Origin of the sequence: Streptomyces geranii, assembly GCF_002954775.1 — a bacterium.
Taxonomy (GTDB): Bacteria; Actinomycetota; Actinomycetes; order Streptomycetales; family Streptomycetaceae; genus Streptomyces; species Streptomyces geranii.
Map to the genome: position 1 here is coordinate 77,486 of NZ_PJME01000030.1, position 21,472 is coordinate 98,957.

The 21,472-nt window shown below is 70.9% G+C and carries 16 protein-coding genes and 1 riboswitch; of the genes, 8 read left to right on the forward strand and 8 right to left on the reverse strand.

Features of this window, described 5'->3' with window-relative positions; translation table 11 throughout:
- Window positions 1–54 precede the first annotated feature (54 nt).
- Complete coding sequence (locus CW359_RS29130) at window positions 55–429, forward strand: nuclear transport factor 2 family protein (RefSeq protein WP_105973152.1); 375 nt, start codon at window positions 55–57, stop codon at window positions 427–429.
- 17 nt (window positions 430–446) lie between these two features.
- Window positions 447–556, forward strand: a riboswitch (ZMP/ZTP riboswitch).
- A gap of 23 nt (window positions 557–579) precedes the next feature.
- On the forward strand, window positions 580–1,428 hold the full coding sequence (locus CW359_RS29135; protein ID WP_105973153.1) for a bifunctional 5,10-methylenetetrahydrofolate dehydrogenase/5,10-methenyltetrahydrofolate cyclohydrolase: 849 nt from the start codon (window positions 580–582) through the stop codon (window positions 1,426–1,428).
- Between the two features lie 15 nt (window positions 1,429–1,443).
- Here CW359_RS29135 and CW359_RS29140 read toward each other — a convergent pair whose 3' ends face one another.
- On the reverse strand, window positions 1,444–2,121 hold the full coding sequence (locus CW359_RS29140) for a TetR/AcrR family transcriptional regulator (RefSeq protein ID WP_105973154.1): 678 nt from the start codon (window positions 2,119–2,121) through the stop codon (window positions 1,444–1,446).
- Window positions 2,122–2,306: 185 nt separating this feature from the next.
- On the opposite strand from CW359_RS29140, the gene CW359_RS29145 reads away from it, so the two are divergent.
- The gene (locus tag CW359_RS29145; protein WP_105973155.1) at window positions 2,307–3,572 is read left to right on the forward strand and encodes a YncE family protein; all 1,266 of its coding nucleotides are present in this window, start codon (window positions 2,307–2,309) and stop codon (window positions 3,570–3,572) included.
- An 83-nt stretch (window positions 3,573–3,655) separates the two neighbouring features.
- Here CW359_RS29145 and CW359_RS29150 read toward each other — a convergent pair whose 3' ends face one another.
- A complete protein-coding gene (locus tag CW359_RS29150) occupies window positions 3,656–5,518 on the reverse strand; it encodes a glycoside hydrolase family 5 protein (RefSeq protein WP_105973156.1) in 1,863 nt (620 codons plus the stop codon).
- A 113-nt stretch (window positions 5,519–5,631) separates the two neighbouring features.
- Here CW359_RS29150 and CW359_RS29155 point away from each other — a divergent pair, with 113 nt between their 5' ends.
- From CW359_RS29155 to rfbC, 3 genes are all read left to right on the forward strand, one after another.
- The gene (locus CW359_RS29155; protein WP_105973157.1) at window positions 5,632–6,741 is read left to right on the forward strand and encodes an XdhC family protein; all 1,110 of its coding nucleotides are present in this window, start codon (window positions 5,632–5,634) and stop codon (window positions 6,739–6,741) included.
- A 394-nt stretch (window positions 6,742–7,135) separates the two neighbouring features.
- Window positions 7,136–9,103: a glycosyltransferase family 2 protein gene (locus tag CW359_RS29160; RefSeq protein WP_105973158.1), complete on the forward strand. Its 1,968-nt coding sequence runs from the start codon at window positions 7,136–7,138 to the stop codon at window positions 9,101–9,103.
- A 4-nt stretch (window positions 9,104–9,107) separates the two neighbouring features.
- Window positions 9,108–9,707, forward strand: a complete 600-nt coding sequence (gene rfbC / locus CW359_RS29165; protein WP_105973159.1) for a dTDP-4-dehydrorhamnose 3,5-epimerase — start codon at window positions 9,108–9,110, stop codon at window positions 9,705–9,707.
- A gap of 75 nt (window positions 9,708–9,782) precedes the next feature.
- Here the strand turns inward: rfbC and CW359_RS29170 are convergent, their stop codons facing one another.
- The 5 genes from CW359_RS29170 to CW359_RS29190 all read right to left on the reverse strand — a co-directional run bounded on the left by CW359_RS29170 (window position 9,783) and on the right by CW359_RS29190 (window position 16,074).
- A complete protein-coding gene (locus tag CW359_RS29170; protein WP_105973160.1) occupies window positions 9,783–10,586 on the reverse strand; it encodes a class I SAM-dependent methyltransferase in 804 nt (267 codons plus the stop codon).
- Window positions 10,586–11,458: a dTDP-4-dehydrorhamnose reductase gene (gene rfbD, locus CW359_RS29175; RefSeq protein WP_105973161.1), complete on the reverse strand. Its 873-nt coding sequence runs from the start codon at window positions 11,456–11,458 to the stop codon at window positions 10,586–10,588. The genes CW359_RS29170 and rfbD overlap by 1 nt, the downstream gene beginning before the upstream one ends.
- Window positions 11,455–12,447 (reverse strand): dTDP-glucose 4,6-dehydratase, encoded by a 993-nt coding sequence (gene rfbB / locus CW359_RS29180; RefSeq protein ID WP_105973162.1) that lies wholly within the window; start codon window positions 12,445–12,447, stop codon window positions 11,455–11,457. Before rfbB ends, rfbD begins: the two co-directional genes overlap by 4 nt.
- The gene (locus CW359_RS29185) at window positions 12,444–13,511 is read right to left on the reverse strand and encodes a glucose-1-phosphate thymidylyltransferase (protein ID WP_105973163.1); all 1,068 of its coding nucleotides are present in this window, start codon (window positions 13,509–13,511) and stop codon (window positions 12,444–12,446) included. The genes rfbB and CW359_RS29185 overlap by 4 nt, the downstream gene beginning before the upstream one ends.
- Window positions 13,512–13,581: 70 nt before the next feature.
- Window positions 13,582–16,074 carry a SpoIIE family protein phosphatase gene (locus tag CW359_RS29190; RefSeq protein WP_105973164.1) on the reverse strand — a complete coding sequence of 831 codons (2,493 nt, stop codon included), beginning with the start codon at window positions 16,072–16,074 and terminating at the stop codon, window positions 13,582–13,584.
- Between the two features lie 197 nt (window positions 16,075–16,271).
- On the opposite strand from CW359_RS29190, the gene CW359_RS29195 reads away from it, so the two are divergent.
- Window positions 16,272–18,413, forward strand: coding sequence for a PP2C family protein-serine/threonine phosphatase (locus tag CW359_RS29195; protein WP_105973165.1), 2,142 nt, complete (start codon window positions 16,272–16,274; stop codon window positions 18,411–18,413).
- A gap of 436 nt (window positions 18,414–18,849) precedes the next feature.
- Here the strand turns inward: CW359_RS29195 and CW359_RS29200 are convergent, their stop codons facing one another.
- Window positions 18,850–20,232 (reverse strand): S1 family peptidase, encoded by a 1,383-nt coding sequence (locus CW359_RS29200; protein WP_198655426.1) that lies wholly within the window; start codon window positions 20,230–20,232, stop codon window positions 18,850–18,852.
- Window positions 20,233–21,163: 931 nt separating this feature from the next.
- On the opposite strand from CW359_RS29200, the gene CW359_RS29205 reads away from it, so the two are divergent.
- Window positions 21,164–21,382, forward strand: a complete 219-nt coding sequence (locus CW359_RS29205) for a type A2 lantipeptide (protein WP_105973166.1) — start codon at window positions 21,164–21,166, stop codon at window positions 21,380–21,382.
- Window positions 21,383–21,472 lie beyond the last annotated feature (90 nt).

The following is a 21,472-nucleotide window of genomic DNA, read 5'->3' on the forward strand; positions in this document are numbered from 1 at the left end:
AGAGGCCCCCGCGGCCCGCTCCCGACCGGGCCGCGCCCCTCGGAGGAGGTCACCATGGGCACCGCGGCCAGCCCCGCCTTCGACACCGAAGCCCTGCGCCGGGGCATCGAAGGACAGGACGCGACGGCACTGCTGTCGCTCTACGCCGACGACGCGGAACTGCGCGTCGTCGACCACAACACACAGCCCAGCCACCCGATGGTCATGCACGGACGCGCCGAGATCGGCGCCATGCTGAACGACGTGTACAGCAGGGACATGACCCACAAACTCGAACAGGTGGTCGTCCAGGGCGACCAGGTCGCCTACACGGAGTCCTGTCTGTACCCGGACGGCATCCGCGTACTCGCCGGCTCGATGCTGTCCCTGCGCGACGGCAAGATCGTCGACCAGACGGTACTGCAGGCCTGGGACGAGGAGGGCGGCTGAGACCTCGATTAGGCTGGGCTCCGGGTCGTGACTGGCGCTTGGGTGGATCACCACCGGGGAGCGGCCCTCACGGAGTGGGCATCCTTCCGTGGACGCGGAGTGCGTGCCGTGCGCCTGGGCGATGACGACTGTCACCCTCAGGAGTGGATCATGCCTCAGGCCCGGCTCATTGACGGCACCTCGCTCGCCCGGCGCACGGTCGAGGAGACGGCGAAGAAGGCCGCCGACCTCACCGACCGGACGGGCACGACGCCCTGTCTGGCGACGGTGCTGGTGGGCGCGGACCCCGCCTCGGTCACGTACGTCCGGATGAAGCGGAACCGTTGCCGCCAGGCGGGCATCGAGTCCCGCCATGTCGAGCTGCCCGCCACCACGACGACCGGGGAACTGGTCGCCGCGCTGCGCGCCCTCTCGGACGACCCCGCCGTGCACGGCATCCTGCTCCAGCACCCGATGGGCGGGCACATCGACGAGCGGGCCGCGTTCGAGGCGATCGCCCCCGAGAAGGACGTCGACGGGGTCACCTTCGCCTCCTTCGCGACGATGAGCTTCGGGCTGCCCGGGTTCGTGTCCTGCACCCCCGGCGGCATCATGCGGCTGCTCGACGCGTACGACGTCGACCCGTCCGGCAAGCGGGCCGTGGTGGTGGGCCGCAGCGCGATCCTCGGCAAGCCGGTCGGCATGCTGCTCCTCGGGCGCGACGCGACGGTGACGTACTGCCACTCACGGACCCGGGACCTGGCGTCGGCCGTCCGCGAGGCGGACATCGTGGTCGCCGCCGTGGGCCGCCCCCGGCTCATCCGGGGTGAGGACATCAAGCCCGGCGCGGTCGTGATCGACGCCGGGTACAACGCCGGGAACGTCGGTGACGTCGACTTCGACTCCGCCGTGGAGCGGGCCGGGCTGATCACGCCGGTGCCGGGTGGCGTCGGCCCGATGACGATCGCGGTGCTGCTGGAGCAGACCGTGGATGCCGCCGCCCGGCAGCTGGGGGCGTGAGGGCTTCCGGGAGCGTCAGGCGCCGCTCACGTTCTTGTCCGGAGGTGTCCAGCCCGCCGGGCGCAGGATGCCCAGGAGCATCCGGACCAGCTCGTCCACGACCTCGTCCAGGGTGGCGTTTACCCACCCCGCGCTCCAGTCGTGCAGCAGGCCGTTGACGCTGCCGATGAACGCGGTCGCGGCCAGCTGGTAGTCGCGCGGCGCCGCTTCCCCCGCCGCGACGGCGGCCTCCGCCTCCGTGCAGATGAGGTCGACCCAGCGGGAGCGCCGGGAGAGGCGCTGTTCCTCCAGGCGGGCGCTGACGCCGATGATCTCGACGAAGGTCATCCGGATGCGGCGCGGGTCGGAGGTGACGTTGGCGGCGTAGGCGCGGAAGATCGCGGCGGCCCGCTCGGCGAGGGGCAGGCCCTCGGCGGTGGAGAGGGCGTTGAGGGCCGCCTCCTCGGCCCAGTCGTTGACCTGGAGGTGCAGGGCGGCCAGCACGTCCTCCAGGCTGCGGAACTCCTCGTAGAACTGGCGGGTCGACAGGCCCGCCGTCTCACTGAGCGCGGCGACGGTCGTCGAGCGGTAGCCCGGGGTGTCGCCGAACAGCTGGAGCGCGGCGTCCAGGAATCGCCGACGCCGTGCGATCTGCCGCTCCTCGGCCGATTTTCCGGCGTAGCGGCCGGTCGGCGCCTTGAGCCTGCCCGCCAATGAGCCCTCCTTCGTCGGTCCGAGGGCCAAGTTTGTCGTGCACGCAGTCTTGTGGAGAAGGGCACCCCCTCCTTACTTTCCAGTAAGTCCAATCTGAACGTGCTCGTTTTCAGTTTCTTCGCTCCGCCGTGCCTGTCATGCACCCGCCACAGTTCGCATCCACACTCCCGGAGGGGAGAGCACTCATGCCCGCTTCCAGATCCAGGTACCTCTGTGCCATGGCCGCCGCCCTCGTCCTGACCATCACCGCCCCCGCGTCCGCCGCCGTCGCGGCGACCGACGCCGAGGATGTCGGCGCCGCCGCCCTGCGCGAGGTGATGTTCGTCGGCAACAACTGGGAAGGCACCGCGGACGTCATCAAGTCCACCGGCGACTTCGCCAAGATCGGCCGGATCAACGTCGTACCGGACAAGGCGGCCCGGCTGGCCGCGATCAACGCGGACCCGATCAAGTGGATCTACTTCATGGCCATCCGCAACGGGGTCGGCGAAGGCCATGACCAGCTGGTCGACGACATGTACTCCACCCCGGACGGCAAGTCGATGGTGGTCTCCCGGCCGAGCTTCGCCGACGTGGTCTCGATCAACCTGGCCACCGGGGCGATCAACTGGCGCTTCCCCGTGTCGGGTTACCGCTCCGACCACATGGCGGTCTCCCCCGACGGGACCCGGGTCGCGGTGTCCGCCTCGATCTCCAACACCGTGCATGTGCTCGACATCAACACGGGGGCGCAGGTCGGTTCGTTCAAGACCGGCGACAAGCCGCACGAGAACATCTTCACCAAGGACGGCAAGTACATCTGGAACATGTCCATCGGTGACGTCAACACCGATCAGGACGCCCCCTGGCAGGACTTCACGAAGGGCGACCGGAAGATCACGGTCGTGGACGCGGCCACCTTCCAGCAGGTGAAGGTGATCGACATGCGGGCGCGGCTCGACGCGATCGGTCTCACGGACTACTCGGACGCGGTCCGTCCGGCCGCCTTCTCGCCCGACGAGACGAAGCTGTACTTCCAGGTCTCGTTCTTCAACGGCTTCTTCGAGTACGACATCGCCACCGACAGGATCACCCGGACGAAGACCCTGCCCAAGAACCCGGCGACCAGCGACGACCGCACCACGTTCGTCAACGACTCGCGCCACCACGGCATCTCGATGAAGCCTGACGGCACCAAGCTGTGCGTCGCGGGCACGATGGACGACTACGCGACGGTCGTCGACCGTGCGACCCTCCAGGAGGGCCCGCTCGTCACCGCCTCGAAGCCCTACTGGGCCACGGTGAGCGGTGACGGCAAGTCCTGCGTCATCTCGGAGAGCGGCTCCGACCAGATCACGGCGATCGACTTCGCCACGGGCCAGAAGACGGTCTCGGTTGCGGTGGGCGACCACCCCCAGCGGGTCCGCCTCGCCCATGTGGAGGCGAACTGGACAAGCCCGACGGCCAATTGAGACACCGGCTCCGCTGAAGCCACGAACAGCCCCGCGCCCCTGTCTTTCAGGGGCGCGGGGCTGTGTCGTTTGAACTACCTGTCCTAACTGAACTCGGACGCAGCCCAGGAAGCCAGCTCAGCCCGGGCGGCGCTGAGCAGGGTCGCGGACGGGGCGGTCGCCCCGTTGGTCACCAGCGCGTAGTGCAGTACGCCGGTGTCCGCCGAGGTGAGCAGGAGACGGCGGCTGCCCGTGCCGCCGGGCTCGGTGCCCGCCGCGATCGGGGTGGTGCTGGTGTAGGCCGGCGGGCCGTACACCGTGCCGAGGTCGGAGACGACCGTGGTCGTCGCGGTCGGGAAGGACGCCGGCAGATGGAGTTCGGTCGGCGCGGAGATGCCCTTCGAGCGCCACACCAGCACGCTGTACTGCCCCGAGCCCACCAGCGAGGACACGTTCGGCAGCGAACTCGGCACCGGGTTCCAGGTGAGGGTCGTGGACCCGTCCCGGGAGCGGTCCTCGTAGGTGAAGGCGAGCGTCGTCCCGGCCGTGGCGCCCGGGTAGACGCGGTCCAGCATGCGGGCGTCCTGGCGCAGGACCGCCGTACCGGAGTCGTCGAGGCGGACTGCGGACAGGTCCTCGTCGTTCCAGGCGTCACCGGTGGTGAGCACCTTGTCGGGGTTGTCGTTCATCAGCTCGTTGTGGCGGCCGTTGTAGATGTCCCACTGCCACTGGCTGCCCGAGAGGACCGGCCCCGACCCGCTCGCGCCGGACCACCAACTCGCCCCCTTCACACGGGAGTCGAGGGCCTGGTACATCGCCTTGTAGACCGTGGGCGCCTTGCCGGAGACCGAGCCGGCCAGCGGGTGGCCGAACTCGCTGATGATCCCGGTCGTCCCGAGGGCGGTGGCCCGGTCGCGGATCGTGCCGAAGTCGGTGACGTACTGGCCGTCCTCGGCGTTGCCCCACATGAAGACGCCGGAGATCGCCTTCTGGTCGTAGAAGTGCGTGTTGAAGACGTAGCGCGTACCGATGGCACCCGCGTCGAGGAGTCCGCCCTCCTGCTTCTGGAAGTCGATGTTGGCGTTCCAGAAGAGGTTCGGCTCGACGAAGGCGGGCTTGTCCTGCCAGCCCGCCGCGTCCATCCGGGCGCGGAACTTGACGTAGAACGGCCACATGACGTTCTTCTCCCACGTCCGGCTGGTCTCGCCCGAGTCGAGGATCCCGAAGTGCGGCTCGTTGTACGGGTCGAAGCCGACGACACCCGTGAACTGGGCGCTGGTGAGGTTGGCCTTGAGGTACGCCATCGTCTTCTGCGCGGTGAGGAGGAACGAGTCCTGGACGCCGTTGGTGTTGTGCCAGAAGTCGTAGGTCGCCTCCGTCACCGCCGCGTTGGAGGTGATGTTCTGTCCCCAGAAGGGGCAGATTCCGCAGTACTCGTCCGGGTAGTCACCGAGGTCGACGGCCCACTTGGGGGCGCCGTCGCCGGTGTACCAGCTGTCCGAGTCGAAGAGCCAGCGGGAGTAGAGGTCCTGGTGGAAGTCGGGGTAGACGCGGATGCCCGCGTCCAGGAAGGCACCCATCTGAGCGGTGGCGGCGGCCAGGTAGCTGCTGCTCACCGTGCCACGCACGGGCTCCGCGTACGCCCAGGAGAGCAGGAAGCGGATGCTGTTGCCGCCGCCGAGCGCTCGCAGTGCGGTCGCGGACTTCTTCGCGTCGGCGACCGAGGCGAAGGGCAGTCCGTTGTTCTCCTTGAGCTTCGTCTCGCCGGAGACGTTGTAGCCCCGGAGGACTACCTCGCGGCCCAGGGCGTCGGTGAACCGACCGTTCTGGACGGTGAGGGTGGTGTTGGTGGGAGTGTCGAACCAGAGGGTGTCGGCCCGGGCGGGCTGGGAGCCGACGGTGGTCAGGAAACCCGTGACCAGGACCAGTACGCCGAGCAGATGCACACGCAACTTCGACATGTGCATTACAGTCCCGCGCGCAACAGTGGTCGTCAATACCAAGTGACTGTTGAGTAATCTTCAGCTTTTGACGCTCATGGGCGATGATCAAGTCACATGAGCGACAAAAGGAGCGGATCGTGCGTGACATCCTCCCGGCGCTCGGGCGCTGGTACGCGGCGGGCGAGCCGTTCGGACTCGCCACCGTCGTCTCGGTGAGCCGCAGTGCGCCGCGCGACCCTGGGGCCGCGATGGCCGTGGGGCCCGGTGCGGAGGTGGTGGGGAGTGTGTCCGGGGGGTGTGTCGAGGGCGAGGTGTTCGAGCTGGCCCGCGAGGTCGTGGCGGACGGGGAGGCGCGGCTCGCGACCTTCGGCTACAGCGACGAGGACGCCTTCGCGGTGGGGCTGACGTGCGGCGGCGAGATCACGGTGCTGGTGCGGCCGGTGACGCCGGTTCTGGATCCGTCCTTCGCGGCGGTGGCGGAGTCGGTGGCGGCGGGCCGGCCGGTGACCGTGGCGACCGTGACCGACGGTCCGGCGGCGCGCGGCGCGACGCTCGCGGTGTGGCCGGAGACGGTGTCGGGCACGCTCGGCACGACCGGCCTGGACGTGGCGGTCACCGCCGACGCGCGCGGCGAACTCGCCCTGGGGGCAACGGGGTTGCGGCACTACGGGCCACACGGTGAGCGGCGCGAGGACGCGGTCACGGTGTTCCTGCACTCGTTCGCGCCGCCGCCCCGGATGCTGGTCTTCGGCGCGATCGACTACGCCGCGGCGGTGGCCCGGATCGGCGCGTTCCTCGGCTACCGGGTGACCGTCTGCGACGCCCGCCCGGTCTTCGCGACCCCGAAGCGCTTCCCCGAGGGCGTCGAGGTGGTCGTCGACTGGCCGCACCGCTACCTGCGCGGCACGAACACGGACGAGCGCACCGTGGTGTGCGTCCTGACCCACGACCCGAAGTTCGACGTACCCCTGCTGGAGGAGGCGTTGCGCCGCCCCGCCGCGTACATCGGCGCGATGGGCAGCCGCCGTACGCACGACGACCGCCGCACCCGCCTGACGGAGGCCGGCCTCACCGGGGCGGAGCTGTCCCGGCTGCGGTCGCCCATCGGGCTGGACCTCGGGGCCCGTACGCCGGAGGAGGTGGCAGTGTCGGTGGCGGCGGAGATCGTGGCTCTGCGGTGGGGTGGCAGCGGGGTGTCGCTGACGGCTACGCAGGGTGCGATTCATCCGCCGAAGGGGGCGGGTTAGCTCTCGCGGGGCGGCAGGCGGTGCGGGTCCACGTCGGTGAGCCGGGGATCAGCAGCGGATCTCGTGGCCCCGGGCGGGGCCGGTCTCGTGGACAACCCTGAAGCGGAGGCATTCCGCAGGGGGTGCCACGATCTGCCGTCTCGCGACTGCGGCGGCGTCGGGGCTGGGTCGCGCCCGCGCGGCGGAGCCGCATATCGAACACAGCCCCGCGCCCCTTTCGGGGCGCTGTCGCACCCGGCGGACATCACGCGCACCGGCCTCGACGAATCCCTCTGACGCCCCGGCGCACCATGCCCCCGCACATGCCGGAGAGCCTCGCGAGGTTAGTATCGAGCAGCCCGTTCCGTGTCGATGCGGAAGCGGGGAGTAAAGCCAAAAGGGGGCTTCCAGCCGCATGTCGGTAAAGGTCAGCGTCATCGTTCCGGTGTACAACCCGGGGCCGTACATCGAGGACTGCGTCGCGTCGCTGTTGCGGCAGTCGCTGCCTGCCGACGAGTACGAAGTGATCTTCGTCGACGACGGTTCCACCGACGGGACCCCGGCCAGGCTGGACCAGCTCGCCGCCGAGGAATCGCGTTTCCAGGTCATCCACCAGGAGAACTCGGGCTGGTCGGGCAAGCCGCGCAACGTCGGTATCGAGGCCTCGCAGGGCGAGTTCGTGATGTTCGTCGACAACGACGACTATCTCGGTGACGAGGCCCTTGAGCGGATGTACGACTACGGCGTGGCCAACGGTGCCGATGTGATCGTCGGGAAGATGGCCGGCAAGGGTCGGCCCGTGCCGGTGGAGTTGTTCCGGCACAACCATCCCAAGGCCAGTGTCGAGAACGCCCCGCTGATCGACAGCCTCACCCCGCACAAGATGGTCCGGCGGGCCTTTCTCGACCGTATCGGTCTGCGTTTCCCGGAGGGTCGGCGGCGGCTCGAAGACCATGTCTTCGTCACCGAGGCCTATCTGCGCGCGGACAACGTCTCCGTGCTCAGCGATTACGTCTGCTATTACCACGTCAAGCGCGACGACGCCTCGAACGCGGGGTTCCAGCGCTTCGACCCGGTCGGCTACTTCCGTAATCTGCGTGAGGCCCTCGACGTCGTCGAGCGGTACACCGAGCCCGGTACCGTGCGCGACCGGCTCTTCCGGCGCTGGCTGCGCAACGAGATGGTCGAGCGGATGCGCAGCAACCGGCTGCTCAAGCTGCCGGAGGACTACCGCAAGGAGATGTTCGACGAGATCCGCGGGGTCGTCGTCGAGCGCTTCGGACCCGGTGTCGCCAACGGTATGCAGGAGGCGCAGCGGATCGTCGCCGCGCTGATCGCCGCCGACCGGCTGGACGACGTCATCGCGTTCGCCGAGTGGGAGGCCTCGCTCGCCCCCACCGCCACCCCGCAGAGCGTGGAGTGGCGGGACGGTGTCCTGCACGTCGGCTTCACCGCCGAGTTCACCTCCCACGGCAAGCCGATGACGTTCCCCGCCGAGGACGACAGCGACGGCGCCGACCTGGACGGCACACCCACCGACGCCGACGACGCGATCGCCCGCGTCGCGGCCTCCACGGTCGCCCGGTTCGGCAGTGCGACGGCCGACTTCCTGGTGCGGGAGCGGGCCACGGCCGCCCAGTTCTTCCAGCCCGTCGAGCTGACCCGCGAGACCCTCCCCGCAGGTGAGGGCGGCGACGACGGTCAGGTGCGGCTCGTGCTGCGCGGTACCGCCACCGTCGATCCCGGTACGGCTGCGGGCGGTGTCGCCCTCGGCGGCGGACTGTTCGACGTGTTCGTCCGGATCAAGCTCGGCGGCTGGACCCGCGAGTGCCGGCTCGGCCCGGTCAAGCTGGACCCCCGTCCGGTGCCCCCGGCCGGTGTGGTCGCCGGTCGCGTCGTCCTGCCGTACTGGACCGCCAAGCAGGCCACCCTCTCGCTGGACGTCGACCGTGCCGTGAAGGGCGTGGGCCTGGGTCGGCTGAAGCCCGACGACGTCACCGTCACGGGTGACCGACTGCGGGTCGCCCTCCCCCTGCACGTACCCGCCGACACCAAGGCTCTGCTCCGGTTCACCTCGGCGACCGCCGCCGAGCCCGTGGACGTCGAGTCCACGCTGACCGGCGGCGCCGTCGAGGCAACCCTGCCGTCCGGCGCGCTGGCCGACGGGACCTGGAAGCCCTCCCTCTGCCTCGCCCCCGAGGCCGACGAGCCGCGTTTCCTGGCGATGTCCGTCAACCTCGCCGCCAAGTCCGGCCGCGTACAGGTCGTTCGGCCCGCCAAGCCCACCGGAGCGAACGGCAGTCAGACGCTGGTCCGCAAGGTGCGGCGCACCCTCGGGAAGATCGCCCGCAAGGCCGGGCTGCGACGCGGAAACGGAGCCTGACACCATGCGCGCACTGGACATCGAAGGCGCCTGGGTACTGGAGCCGAAGATCTTCCCTGACGACCGGGGAACCTTCCACGAGTGGTACCGGGGCGAGGAGTTCCGCGAGGCCACCGGCTACGACCTCTCCCTCGCCCAGGCCAACTGCTCGGTCTCACGCCGGGGCGTCGTACGCGGGGTGCACTTCTCGGACGTACCACCGAGCCAGGCCAAGTACGTGACCTGCGTGCGTGGCGCGGTCCTGGACGTCGTCGTGGACATCCGGGTCGGCTCGCCCACCTACGGGCGGTGGGAGGCCGTACGCCTCGACGACGACACCCGGCACGCCGTGTTCCTCGCGGAGGGCCTCGGGCACGCCTTCATGGCGCTCACCGACGACGCCACCGTGGTGTACCTGTGCTCGACCGGGTACGCGCCGGGGCGTGAGCACGGGGTGAATCCGCTCGACCCGGCGCTGGGCATCGCCTGGCCCGAGGGCATCGAGCCGGTGCTGTCGGAGAAGGACGCCGAGGCACCCACGCTGGCCGAGGCGGAGGAGGCCGGACTGCTGCCGTCGTACGCGGACTGCGCGGCCTACTACGCGGGCCTGCGCGACAACCGGTAATCCTCACGAGGAACAAAGGCCTGTGGCCCGACAGCTCGTCAGCTGCCGGGCCACAGGCCTTTGTTCAGTGGTACGTCAGCGCGTGGTGCTCAGCGGCTCCAGGCTGCGGCGGAGCTGCTCCAGGCCCTTGCCGCGCTTGGTGCCCCGGTTGCGGGACTTGACGAGGGGGGCCCAGAAGGCGGCCTCGACCAGGGTCTCCGGCTTGACGGCCGGGGTGCGCTCCAGGACGCTCTCGGGCACCTTCTGCGGGTCCGCGACCTCGAACTCCGCGATGATCTCGTCGTACTTGTCCGAGAGCACGGTGTTGTCGGGGTCGGCGCCGAAGACGATGAGCTGACCGGTGGGCGCGGTGTCGACGAGGACCGTGACCAGGTCGGGGCGGTACCGGGCGAGGATCTCGATCAGCTTGTAGACGTCGCCGGTCCAGGCGTTGGTGTGCCGGTCGCGGGCGGCCTCGTCGATGCTGCGGGGCAGCATGTCGTCGAGGACGATGACGCTGGCCCAGTCCGAGTGCTTCTCGACGTTGATGAAGTCGCGCAGCGCGTACTCGAACAGGTGCATGCCGTCGATGAACGACAGGTCGAGCGTGGTGCGCTGCCAGTAGCCGAACGGGCTGCGGTTGCGGGCCAGGTTGCGCAGCGGGTGCCGGCCGCCCGTGAGGTGGGCGAGGGGGTTCTTACGGGCGAAGAAGTCGTCGCTGGTGGCCTTGGCGAGATGGACGTCGCAGCGGATCTCGGAGACCACCCTGAACGCGGGGTCGATCGCGATGCTGGGTACCCGGGACAGGGTCAGGCTTCGGCCGTCGTTGACGCCGATCTCCAGGTAGTTCCTGTTCGCGCTGACCTTGTGGAGCTCCCGGAGGAACTCATGGCGTTTCACTAGGAAATCTCCTTGCGGATGTGTGGCAGTGCTTCGTGCAGGGCGGTACGCCAGTCTCGGAGGGGTCCGAGACCGGCCTGCTGCCAACGGCCGTGGCCGAGGGCGCTGTATGCGGGCCGGGGTGCGGGCCTGGTGAAGGCCGCGCTGGTGGTGGGGCGTACCCGGTCCGGGTCGGCGTCGACGAGGCGGAACACCTCGCGCGCCAGCTCGAACCAGGTCGCCTCGCCGGAGTTGGTGGCGTGGAGAATACCGTTCGCCTCGGGGCCGATGCGGGGTCCGAGGTCGGCGATGCGTACGGCGACGTCCGCGCTCCAGGTCGGCTGACCGCGTTGGTCGTCGACGACGTCGAGGGTGTCCCGACGCGCCTCCAGGTCGATCATCGTACGCACGAAGTTGCCGCCGTGGGCGCCGTACAGCCAAGCCGTGCGCAGGACGGCGCTCGCGTCCGGGAGCGTGGCGAGGACGGCCTGTTCGCCGACGAGCTTGGTACGGCCGTACGCCGTGCGCGGGGCCGGGGTGTGGTCCTCGGGGTACGGGGCGCTGCGGGCCTCGCCGTCGAAGACGTAGTCCGTGGAGATGTGGATCAGGCGGGCGTCGAGTTCGGCGCAGGCCTGGGCGAGCAGGCGGGGGCCGACGCCGTTGATGCGGAGCGCGGTCTCCTCGTCCGTCTCGGCGTCGTCGACGGCGGTGTAGGCGGCGCAGTTGACGACGACGTCGGGGCGGTGCTCCGTGAGGACGCGGCGTACGTCGTCGGGGTCGGTGATGTCCAGGGCGGCGCGGGCGAGGCCCACGACGTCCTCACCGCGCCGGAGGAGTTCCTCGACGGTGTCGTGGCCGAGCATTCCGGCGGCGCCGGTGACCAGCCACTTCATTCCTTGACCTGCTTCGGCGCAGAACTCACCCGCTGCTTGAGGGGCTCCCACCAGGCGCGGTTGTCGCGGTACCAGGCGACGGTCGCGGCGAGGCCGGTGGCGAAGTCGTGGCGCGGGGTGTAGCCCAGCTCGTCGTGGAGCTTGCTCCAGTCGACGGAGTAGCGCAGGTCGTGACCCTTGCGGTCCTCGACGTACTCCACGCTGTCCCAGGTGGCGCCGCAGGCCTCCAGGAGCAGTCCGGTGAGTTCCTTGTTGCTCAGCTCGGTGCCGCCGCCGATGTTGTAGACCTCGCCGGGCCGGCCGCCGGTGCGGACCAGGTCGATGCCCTGGCAGTGGTCGTCGACGTGCAGCCAGTCGCGGACGTTGAGGCCCTCGCCGTACAGCGGGACCTTCTTGCCGTCGAGGAGGTTGGTGACGAAGAGCGGGATGACCTTCTCGGGGAACTGGTGCGGCCCGTAGTTGTTGGAGCAGCGGGTGACGCGGACGTCCAGGCCGTGGGTGCGGTGGTAGGCGAGGGCGAGCAGGTCGGAGGAGGCCTTCGACGCCGAGTAGGGCGAGTTGGGGGCCAGCGGGTGGGTCTCCGGCCAGGAGCCGGTGTCGATCGAGCCGTACACCTCGTCGGTGGAGACGTGCACGAAGGGGCCGACGCCGTAGCGCAGGGCCGCGTCGAGGAGCACCTGGGTGCCCACCACGTTGGTGCGGACGAAGTCGGCGGCGCCGTCGATCGAGCGGTCCACATGGGACTCGGCGGCGAAGTGGACGACCTGGTCGGCCTCGGCCATCAGCTTGTCGACGAGTTCGGCGTCGCAGATGTCGCCCTGGACGAACGTCAGCCGGGGGTGGCCGGCCGGCAGGTTCTCCAGGGTGCCCGCGTACGTCAGCTTGTCCAGCACGGTGATCCGGGGCGCGTCGGGGCCCTCGGCGGCGAGGAGGTTGCGGACGTACATGGAGCCGATGAATCCGGCGGCGCCGGTGACGAGGAGGTTCATGAGTGGATCTGCACCTTGCTGTGGTCTCCGAGGACGAGTCGGTGGGCGCTGGGAACACTGGGGGCCGGGGTCACCTCGACATGGCGGCCGATGAGCGAGGACTCGATACGGCCGACCCCGGCGATGGAGGAGTCGCGCAGCACGATGGAGAACTCCAGCTCGCTGTCGGTGATCCGGCAGTTCTCCGCGAGGGAGGTGAAGGGTCCGACGTAGGAGTCGCTGACGACGGTGCCGGCGCCGATGACGACGGGGCCGACGATCCGGGAGCGGGTGATGCTCGCGCCCTCCTCGATGACCACGCGTCCTATGGTCTCGGACGCGTCGTCCACCTCGCCGTCGATCCGCCGCTCCAGTCCCTCCAGGACCATGCGGTTGACCTCCAGCATGTCGGTGACGTTCCCGGTGTCCTTCCAGTAGCCCTTGATGAGCGTGGATCGTACGTCGGACCGGGCGTCGATGAGGTGCTGGATGGCGTGGGTGATCTCCAACTCGCCGCGCCAGGACGGGCGGATGGCGCGTACGGCGTCGTGGATGGCCGGGGTGAAGAGGTACACGCCGACGAGCGCGAGGTCGCTCTTGGGGTGCTCGGGCTTCTCCTCCAGGCCGATCACCTGGCCGTCCGCGTCGAGTTCGGCGACGCCGAAGGAGCGGGGGTCGGGGACCTGGGTGAGGAGGATCTGGGCGTCGGGGCGCGCGCCGCGGAAGCCGTCGACGAGATCGCGGATGCCGCCGACGATGAAGTTGTCGCCCAGGTACATGACGAAGTCGTCGTCGCCGAGGAACTCCCGTGCGATCAGCACCGCGTGGGCCAGGCCCAGGGGCTTCTCCTGCGGGATGTAGGTGACTTGGAGGCCGAACTTCGAGCCGTCGCCGACCGCTTCCTCGATCTCGGCGGCCGTGTCGCCGACGATCATGCCGACCTCGGTGATGCCCGCCTCGGCGAGGGATTCCAGGCCGTAGAACAGTACGGGTTTGTTGGCCACGGGCACGAGCTGCTTCGCCGAGGTATGGGTGATCGGCCGAAGCCGCGTGCCGGCGCCGCCGGAGAGCACGAGAGCCTTCATCCGTTCACCCTAGCCGCGATTCGCCGGGACGTAATATCCGGTGCCTCAGGGTGACCGGAGCGGGTGCCCGTCAGGACTCCAGAGGGATCTCGCTCCACACCTGTTTGCCGCCGCTGACCGGGACGGTTCCCCAGGTCGCCGACATGGCCTCGACCAGGAGCATGCCCCGGCCGCCGGTGGCCTCCCAGCCGAGGTTCGTGGGCCGGATCGGGGTGCGGGGCGAGTTGTCGGCGACGGCGACGCGCAGCCTGCCGTTGAAGAGGGTGAGGTCCAGGCGGACCTGCCCGTCGGTGTGCACGAGGGCGTTGGTGACCAGTTCGGAGACGACCAGGAGCACCGTGTCCATGCCCTCCTGGATGTTCTCCTGGCCCCCTGCCTCGCCGGACAGGCTCCACGCGCGCAGGGTGCGCCGGGTGAAGCGGCGGGCGTGCCGGACCGCCTCGGGCACCCGCCACACCGTCCAGCTCTCGCGCAGGGGCCGTTTCTCCATGCCGTCGTAGCGGAGCAGGAGCAGGGCCACGTCGTCGTTGCGGTTGGCGCCCGCGAGGAGGGCGTCGGCGACCAGGCCGAGGTGGACGGGGTCGGCGGCGGCGAGGTCGGCCGCGAGGGCGTTGAGGCCGTCCTCGACGTCGGTCTCCGCGGACTCGACGAGACCGTCGGTGGTGAGGGCGAGCAGGGTGCCGGGCTGGAGGCGCAGCATGCTCATGGGGAAGTCGGCCCGGGGCAGCACACCGAGCGGCGGGCCTACGTCGGACTCGACGACCTCGGTGGTGCCGTCGGGGTGGCGGACGACCGGAGGGAGGTGGCCCGCACGGACGTACCAGGCGGTGCCCTCCTCCATGTCGACCTCGACATAGCAGCAGGTGGCGAAGAGGTCCGTCTCCATGTCGGCGAGGAGCCGGTTGGAGAGGGAGACGACGACGTCGGGCGGGTGGCCCTCGACGGCGTAGGCGCGCAGGGCGGTGCGCATCTGGCCCATGAGGGTGGCGGCGCTGGCGTTGTGGCCCTGGACGTCGCCGATGACGAGGGCGACGTGGTTGTCGGGCAGCGGGATCACGTCGTACCAGTCGCCGCCGACCTCCAGGCCCTCGGTGGTCGGGAGGTAGCGGGCCTCGGCCACCCCGCCCGGCAGTTTGGGCAGACGGCGGGGCAGCAGGGAGCGCTGGAGCATGCCGACGAGTTCGTGTTCGGCGTCGAAGGCGTGGGCGCGGGTGAGGGCCTGGCCCGCGAGGCCTGCGGCTGCGGTGAGCAGGGCGCGTTCGTCGGTGCCGAACTCGTGCGGGCTGTCCCAGCCGATCAGGCAGAGCCCGGCCATCCGGCCGCCCGCGGGCAGCGGCAGTACGGCGAGTCCGCCGGGGCCGACGCCGTCGAGCGCGGGTTCCATCTCGGTGCCCGCGGGCCAGATCGCGGCGCGGCCCTCGCGCAGGGCGGCGGCCAGGGTGGGCATGGAGCGGACGGGCGACTCGGGCCACTCCGAGCGCCATTCCAGGCGCCACGACTCGGGCCAGGCCTCGGGTTCGGGCGGGTCGAGGACGGTGACGACGAGCCGGTCGTTCTCCAGCTCGGCGAGGGCGATCCGGTCGGCCCGCAGCGGCTCGCGCAGCGCGGTGACGACGGCCTGGCTGACGTCCCGGACGGTCCCGGCGGTGGCGAGGGCGGCGGCGAGGCGCTGGACGCGGGCCACGTCGGTGACGCCGGAACGCAGGGTGGAGGCGTCGCCGACGGTGCCCACGAGCCGGGCGGGCCTGCCCTCCCCGCCGGTGACGAGCCGACCGCGCAGCCGCAGCCACCGGGGCGGTCCTGCGGGCTGGAGCACCCGGAACTCCAGCTCGCGGTCGCCGATGGACATGTGGTCGGCCTCGACGACGGACATCAGGGAGGGCAGGTCCTCGGGCACGGTGAGCCCGAGCAGCGTCTCGACTTTTCCGTCGAAGGCGGTCCGGTCGAGCGCGAACAGTTCGAGGAGTTCGTCGCCGACCTCGACGCGGCCGGTGTCCATGGCGAGGCTGAAGGCGTTGGCGGGGAGTTCGCCGAGGTCTCCGGCCAGGGTCGGGGCGGGCCAGGCGACGGCGTCGGCGAGCAGGGTCAGACAGTCCCGGGCGTCGTCGTCGAAGCCGCCGGGACTCTCCGTCACGGCGAGCAGACAGCCACCGTCACCGACCGCCGCGCCGGCGCGCACGGGCAGGGCGGCGAGGTGGACGTCACCGGCGGGCATCCGGCGGGACTCGGCGCAGTCGGCGAGTTCGTCGGGGCCGAGCCAGAGCGGGCGGCCTGCGCGGTGGGCGTCGGCGGCGGGCGAGCCGCCGGTCACGGGGTAGCTGTCGCGCAGCCCGTACAGCGTGCGGGGCACGCCGGCGGACTCGACGAGACAGAGCAGCTCGCCGCCGTCGCCCGGGGTGTACACGGCGGCGACGGTCGCGCCCGCGAAGACGAGCGTCTGTTCGAGGACGCGGCGTAGGCGTTCGCGCGGGTCGAGGTCGACGGTGAGCGTTTTGAGGACAAGTTCGGCACGCAGCGTTCTCGATCCGCGCCCGGCGGCGCCCTCACCTACCACGTTCGTCATTACAGCGCGTATCTGCCTCCGGCGCAGCCCCTGTGCCGCTCCGACGACACCGATCGGCCCAGTCGGCACCCGGGCGGGCCACAGCGGGGGCGAGAAAAAGCCGGTGCCGTGGCGTCGGGGGCTTCGCCGTGCGCCGTCGGTCGTGTGGAGGGAGCCTTGAGCCGGGAGGGCCCGGGTCCGGTGAGGAGGTGGTCCGGATGGGTGATGCGCAGTTCCCCGGACGCCCGGGCGCCGGCGGCTCCGCGGTGTTCGGCCGGCCCCTGCTGTCGCTGGCGCTGGCCGGGATGATGGACGACGTCCACGCCCACGCGGGCGGCGTGTATCTGCTGGCGCCCGGCGGGTCGGTGCTGGAGATGGCCGTCATGGCGGGGCTGCCCCGGGCCTTCGCCGCGCCCTGGGAGCGGGTCGGGATCGGCTCGCCGGTGCCGGTCGCCCAGGCGTCGCGCGAGCGGCGGCTGGTGTGGGTGGGCGGCGAGGAGGACATGGCCCGCCGGTATCCCCGGGTCGCGGTGGTGCTGCCTTACCCCTTCGCGCTGGCGGCCATGCCGGTGGCGACCGAGTCGACGCTGTACGGAGCGGTCTTCGTGACCTGGCCCGGTTCGCATCCGCCGGAGCTGTCCGACCGGGAGCGGGAGCAGCTCACCTCGGCCTGCGACCGGCTGGCGCTGCGGCTGGAGCGGGCGGCGGCCGAGCACCGTACGCTGCGGCCCGAGGCGGATCTGCTGGCCGCGCTGCCGGGGGCACCGGTGGCCGACACCCTCGGCACGGTCGAGGCGGCCCGGATGGTGGCGCGGCTGCCGTTCGGGCTGTGCTCGCTCGATCTGCACGGGCGGGTCGGTTTCGTGAACGCAGCCGCCTCGGAGCTGCTGGGGGTGCCGGCGGGCGGACTGCTCGGCGGCCACCTGTGGGGGTCGGTGCCGTGGCTGAACGATCCGGTGTACGAGGACCGCTACCGCGCCGCGCTGTTCAGCCAGCACGTCACGTCGTTCGTGGCGCTGTGCCCGCCCGGGGACTGGCTGTCGTTCCGGCTGTATCCGAGCACGACGGGGCTGAGCGTCCGGATCACCAGGGCGCGGGCGGTGGCCGAGCTGGACCGGGCGGGGCGGCGGCCGGGCGGTCCTTCGAGCCTGGTCACGATCTCGCAGGTGCTGTCGCTCGCGGGAGCGCTGACCGAGGCGGCGGGTGTCCAGGACGTGGTCCAGCTGGTCGCGGACGAGATCATGCCGGCGGTGGGCTGCCAGACCCTGGTGATGCTGGGCTCGCGGGGCGGGCGGATGCGGGTGGTGGGACACCGGGGATACGCGGACGCGCGGCTCGTGGAGCAGTTCGACGGGCTGCCGCTGACCGGGCAGACCCCGGGCACCCAGGTCCTCACCACGGGTGTGCCCGCGTTCTTCGAGTCGCGGGAGCAGTTGGAGCGGCTGTATCCGGCGGTGCGGGAGGTGCCGGGTCCGATGGCGGCCTGGGCGTTCCTCCCGCTGATCGCGTCCGGCCGCCCGGTGGGCACGTGCGTGCTGGGCTACGCCGAACGGCACACCTTCCCCGCCGACGAGCGCGCCGTCCTGACCAGCCTCGGCGGCCTGATCGCCCAGGCCATGGAACGGGCCCTGCTGTACGACGCGAAGCACCGGGTCGCCCACGGCCTCCAGGCCGCCCTGCTGCCCAGCTCCCTGCCGTCCCTGCCCGGCATCGAGGCCGCGGCCCGCTATCTGCCCGCCACCCAGGGCATGGACATCGGCGGCGACTTCTACGACCTGGTGACCTCGCACGGCCGGGCCTCGGCGGTGATCGGGGACGTCCAGGGGCACAACGTGACGGCGGCGGCGCTGATGGGGCAGATCCGTACGGCCGTACGGGCGTACACGACCGTGGGCCAGGCACCGGAGGAGGTCATGAGGAGCACCAACCGCCTGTTGATCGACCTGGGCACGGAACTCTTCGCCAGCTGCCTGTACCTGCGCCTGGACCCGGGTTCCGGCCGGGTCGTCCTGGCCCGCGCGGGGCATCCTCAGCCGCTCCTGAGAGCCCCGGACGGGCGGGTACGGGTGCTGGACCTGGCCGGCGGCCCCCTGCTGGGGATCGACGCCTCGGCCACGTATCCGACGACGGAGATCGAACTGCCCCCGGGCTCGGTCCTGGCCCTGTACACGGACGGCCTGATCGAGTCTCCCGGCATCGACATCGACGAGACCCTGACCGCCCTGGCCCACCTGCTGGCCGAGACGGGCGACCGCCCACTGGACGAACTGGCGGACGGACTGGTCGAGTTCGGCGCCGGGGTGACGGCCCGGGCGGACGACATCGCGTTGCTGCTGCTGAGGGCACGGGCGGAGGGCTGACGGTTCTGGGGGGGTGCCCGTGCCGAAGGGCCAGGGCGTGGTGCGAGGGCTGCCTCCCGGGAGGGGCGCGCACTCCCGTGCCTACGGGCCGGGACCCGGGGTGTCCGCGCACCTGCGCCAAGGGCTCGCCCGGTGGGGTGCCGCCGCCCTGCTGGATAGACGCCCACGCCTGTGATTCAGGGGCGCCCGGCCGGACAGGGCCGAGGCTCGGGGTGTCCACGCCCACGTGCATCGAGGGCTCGCCCGGAATCGACAGCCGCTGTGGGTGGGCGGCGCGTGAGGTGTCTGTCGTGCACGGCCGTGCGGTCGGTGCCACGCGCAGGTACGCCACGAGGTGCCTCCGTCGAACCGCCGGAGGCATACGCAGAACGGTCCGGCCCTCCCGCCGGAGGGCCGGACCGTTGTCACTGACGGCCGGTGCTACTGGTGTGGCCGGTCAGTGGTCCTGGTTCTCCTGGCCGATGCCGTCGTCCACGCCCTCGGTGGCCTGGTCGTCGACGCCGCCCAGCTCGTCGCCGCCGACCTCTTCACCGAGTCCGGCCTCTTCGCCCGCGCCGGCTTCCTCGCCCGCACCGGCCTCTTCACCGACGCCGACCTCCTCGCCCGCGCCCGCCTCCTCACCGGCACCGGCTTCCTCGCCCGCACCGGCTTCCTCGCCCGCGCCGGCCTCATCGCCGGCTCCGGCGCCCGCGTCGGCCGCGCCGAGGGTCGCGCCCACGGCCTCCAGGGCGGTGGTGACCGGCTGGAAGAAGGTCTCGCCGCCGACCGTGCAGTCGCCGCTGCCGCCGGAGGTCAGGCCGATCGCGCTGCCGTCCTGGGTGAACAGCGAGCCGCCGCTGTCGCCGGGCTCCGCGCAGACGTTGGTCTGGATGAGGCCGGTGACGGTGCCCTCGGGGTAGTTCACGGTGGCGTCGAGGCCGGTGACCTGGCCGTCGTTGAGGCCGGTCGTGGAGCCCATGCGGAAGACCTGCTGGCCGACCTCCGCGTCGGCGGCCTGGAGGATGTCGACGGTCTGGCCGCCGCCGACGTCGACGGTGCTGGCGGCGACGGTCGCCGGGTCGTCGTACTTCACGAGTGCGAAGTCTCCGTCACCCGGGAAGGTGGCCGCCTCGACCGTGCCGACCGGGGCGCCGCCCTCCTCCTCGGACCACTCGGCCGCGGCGACACCGCAGTGGCCGGCGGTCAGGAAGCCGGGCGTGCCGTCGCCGGTCACGACGTTGAAGCCGAGGGAGCAGCGGGCGCCGCCGCCGAAGATGGCGTCGCCGCCCTCCACGGCGAGGGGCTTGAAGGTGCCCGCGCTCTTCTTGATGGTCGCCATGCCCGCGCCGAGGCTCTGGACGGTCGACTCGATGGTGTCCCAGTTGGTGCCGGTCACCGTGCTGTCGGCGAGGACCTGGATCTTGTTGGTGCGGGGGTCGACGGACCAGGCGGTGCCCGGGATGGTCGCCTCGGCCTTCAGCGTCTGCGCGCCGGCCTTCAGCTCGGCGATGCTGTTCTCGACCTCACGGACGGCGGCGCCGGCCTTCTGGGCCTGGATGATGACGTTGTTGTTGTCACCCTCGACCTCGACGACGTTGATGATCAGCTGCTGCTTGTCGGCGTCGTAGTAGGAGCCCGCGAAGGCGTCCCCGAGCAGTTCCTCCAACTGCGAGGCGAGATCCGAGGCAGCCGTCGCCTTGAGGGTCTTCGGAGCCGCGCCGTCCGCAGCGTCGGTCTGGGACGCCATGGCGTTGGGGAGCAGCAGAGCCGCCGCACCGATCGCCGCGACACTGCCCACCGCTATCGCGGCCTTACGCTTCGGAACTCGCTTGTGACTCAACTTCTTGACCTCCTGCGGGGCGGGGTCTTAGCCGCCGTTCGTTCTCGGCGACCGACTGGGGCGCCTGGATGGCTGTAGGTACGCACGGTTCACGTGGGGCGTTCAAACGTGTTTGCCAACTCCCTTTGCGAAACAGCGAATCGGCCATTGCCAGGGCCTGACCGAAGGCCGCCGGGAACAACCACCCATATCCCGATGACGCCCACCGAAACAGACAAGATCCTTTCCATCGGCCCCACTCCCCGAGGACTCCGTCCGCCGGGTCCGGCGGGCCTTGCGCACCGCCGTGACTTCCCTGGTCGGAGCGGTCCGCCGGAGTGGGTGGCAGGCCGCCCGGGCGCCGTCCGGGGCCGCCGGGGCGGCGCGCGGCGATCCGATGCCGGATGCCCGAATCCGATGTCCTGAACAAGTCGCTCCCCCGCGGCGGCCCGTACCACAGCGGGAACACAGGAAGACACGCCTCGTGATCGCCTCATGGCGCTGCGTCGGTCAAACCGATACGAATCCCCGCTTCAGGGAATCTGCACATCGAATACTCAGTCAGGTCACCGCATACGACGGTCCTGCACATCCGCTCGTTACACGCCACGCCTTTGGTGGCGGACTGTCCGATTCCGTCGCGCACCCGTGACCGACGCGTGCGCCCGGCCGCAAGAGCCGTGGTGCACCGAAGCCGTGCGGACTGTGAAGAAGTGGCCACCAAGGCGTGCGCACACCCTCACGGTGTGTGGCCCGTTGGGCTCAAGTGCCCTGGTGAGGGCCTTGGTTGATTGGAAGCGCGCTGTGCGGGCGTGCTTTGATCCATCGCATCGCAGGGGCCGCACAGGTTCCGGAAACGGGCCTGGTCCGGCCCTGCGGTCGCGGCCGTCATCTGTCCCCAGAGGGGGCCGCTCTCCCCCCTTGAAATACCCATACGAAGGGAAGTTCCATCATGAACTCCACCCCCCAGGTCGAGACCGCCGAGCTGTCGGACTCCGCTCTCGACGCCGTCTCCGGCGGTCTGTCCCTGAACGCCGTCGGCACCGTCACGGGCCTGGTGGACAGCGTTGCCCCCGCCGCGCTCCCGCTGGTCGGCTCGGTCGTCGGCACCGTCGAGGGCCTCACCGGCCTGCACACCGGTGCGGTCACCGGCCTGGTCGCCGGTCTCTGATCGACGCCTTGTGCCGCTGAGTCCCGGAACCACTCCCCCGGTTCCGGGACTCTCGGTTGCCACAAACCCACCGGCCCCGGTCCGGGCCGG